Origin of the sequence: Peptoniphilus indolicus ATCC 29427 (genome assembly GCF_000227315.1) — a bacterium.
Classification (GTDB): domain Bacteria; phylum Bacillota; class Clostridia; order Tissierellales; family Peptoniphilaceae; genus Peptoniphilus; species Peptoniphilus indolicus.
This window is the reverse complement of sequence record NZ_JH165077.1, coordinates 1-2,604: the sequence shown is the minus strand read 5'-3', so window position 1 is coordinate 2,604 and position 2,604 is coordinate 1. Positions and strand designations below refer to the sequence as shown.

At 48.9% G+C, this 2,604-nt stretch carries 2 rRNA genes; both read left to right on the top strand.

The features are described from left to right. A 23S ribosomal RNA gene (locus HMPREF9129_RS09800) occupies window positions 1-2,462 on the top strand; the annotation flags it as partial. Window positions 2,463-2,484: 22 nt separating this feature from the next. Next, window positions 2,485-2,600, top strand: a 5S ribosomal RNA gene (gene rrf / locus HMPREF9129_RS09795). The last annotated feature ends 4 nt before the right edge of the window (window positions 2,601-2,604 follow it).

Genomic DNA, 2,604 nt, shown 5'->3' with positions numbered 1-2,604 from the left:
AGGGGGACCACCCCCTAAGGCTAAATACTACTTGGTGACCGATAGTGAACAAGTACCGTGAGGGAAAGGTGAAAAGAACCCCGAGAGGGGAGTGAAATAGAAACTGAAACCTAATGTTTACAAGCAGCGAAACTGGTTATAGACCAGGATCGTGTACTTTTTGTAGAACGGGCCAGCGAGTTATGGTAATAAGCAAGGTTAAGAAGTTAAGCTTCGGAGCCGTAGGGAAACCGAGTCTTAATAGGGCGAAAGTTTGTTGCCATAGACCCGAAACCGTGTGATCTATCCATGGGCAGAGTGAAGTCGGAGTAAAATCTGATGGAGGCTCGAACCGGGTAGCGTTTAAAAGCTATCGGATGACCTGTGGATAGGGGTGAAAAGCCAAACGAACACGGAGATAGCTGGTTCTCCTCGAAATAGCTTTAGGGCTAGCCTTTAGTGAACAATGATGAGGGGGTAGAGCACTGAATAGTTAAGGGGGCATTGAGCTTACCGAGACCTATCAAACTCCGAATACCAAATCAAGCACTAAGGAGTCAGACTATGTGGGATGAGCTTCATAGTCGAAAGGGAAACAGCCCAGACCACCAGCTAAGGTCCCAAAATAATAGTTAAGTGGGAAAGGATGTGGAATTACTCAGACAACCAGGATGTTGGCTTAGAAGCAGCCATACATTTAAAGAGTGCGTAATAGCTCACTGGTCAAGTGATTCTGCGCCGAAGATAACCGGGGCTAAACTATATACCGAAGCTGTGGACTATATGTAAATATAGTGGTAGAGGAGCAATGTCTAAGAGACGAAGCATAAGGCGTAAGCCGATGTGGATTTTAGAGAAGAGAGAATGCTGGCATGAGTAGCGAGAGGTGAGTGAGAATCTCACCCGTCGAAAACCCAAGGTTTCCTGAGCAAGGCTCGTCCACTCAGGGTAAGTCGGGACCTAAGGCGAGGCTGAAAAGCGTAGTCGATGGAAAACAGGTGGAAATTCCTGTACCGATATCAAGCGTTAAAAAGTAAGTGGGGACGCAGGAGGATAGCAGAAGCGCCCAGTTGGTGAGGCGTGCAAGCACAAAGGCTAAGAGTGAGGCAAATCCCGCTCTTGAGAAGGTTGAAGTGTGAAGCGGATCGAAAAACAAGTAGAGAAGGATGTAACTCCACACTGCCAAGAAAAGCCACTATCAAGTAAGATATCGCCCGTACCGTAAACCGACACAGGTAGGTGAGGAGAGAATCCTAAGACGAGCGGAAGAACCTTTGTTAAGGAACTCGGCAAAATGACCCCGTAAGTTAGCGAGAAGGGGAGCCCCTGAATAGGGGGCCGCAGTGAAAAGGCCCAAGCGACTGTTTACCAAAAACACAAGTTTCTGCAAAGTCGAAAGACGAAGTATAGGAGCTGACACCTGCCCGGTGCTGGAAGGTTAAGGGGAAGAGTTAGTCGAAAGGCGAAGCTTAGAACCGAAGCCCCAGTAAACGGCGGCCGTAACTATAACGGTCCTAAGGTAGCGAAATTCCTTGTCGGGTAAGTTCCGACCCGCACGAAAGGTGTAACGATTTGGGCACTGTCTCAACAAAGGATCCGGTGAAATTGTAGTAGCGGTAAAGATGCCGCTTACCCACGACAGGACGGAAAGACCCCGTGGAGCTTTACTGTAGGTTGACATTGGATTTTGAGTTTAAATGTACAGGATAGGTGGGAGACTAAGAAGCAAGTGCGCCAGCATTAGTGGAGTCGACCTTTGGATACCACCCTTTTAAACTTAGGATTCTAACCTAACCCCTTGAATCAGGGGAAGGGACACTGTCAGTCGGGCAGTTTGACTGGGGCGGTCGCCTCCGAAAGAGTAACGGAGGCGTTCAAAGGTTCCCTCAGCACGGATGGAAATCGTGCGAAGAGTGCAAAGGCAAAAGGGAGCTTAACTGCGAGACCAACAAGTCGAGCAGATAGGAAACTAGGACTTAGTGATCCGGTGGTACCGAGTGGAAGGGCCATCGCTCAACGGATAAAAGCTACCCCGGGGATAACAGGCTTATCTCCCCCAAGAGTCCACATCGACGGGGAGGTTTGGCACCTCGATGTCGGCTCGTCTCATCCTGGGGCTGAAGTAGGTCCCAAGGGTTGGGCTGTTCGCCCATTAAAGAGGCACGCGAGCTGGGTTCAGAACGTCGTGAGACAGTTCGGTCCCTATCCGTCGTGGGCGTAGGAAATTTGAGAGGAGCTATCCTTAGTACGAGAGGACCGGGATGGACAAACCTCTGGTGCATCAGTTGTCTTGCCAAAGGCACAGCTGAGTAGCTAAGTTTGGACGGGATAAGAGCTGAAGGCATCTAAGCACGAAGCCCCCCTCAAGATGAGATTTCCCCATTAGATAAGACCCCTTGAAGAAAACGAGGTTGATAGGCTCAAGGTGTAAGAGTAGTAATACTTTAAGCTAATGAGTACTAATAGGTCGAAGACTTGATCAAAGAAGATATGATTGTTAGTTTATCCGGTATCAATAGTATGAAGGACACACCTGTACCCATACCGAACACAGAAGTTAAGCTTTAATACGCCGATGGTACTTGGCTGGAGACGGCCTGGGAGAGTAGGTTTTGCCGGATTTAG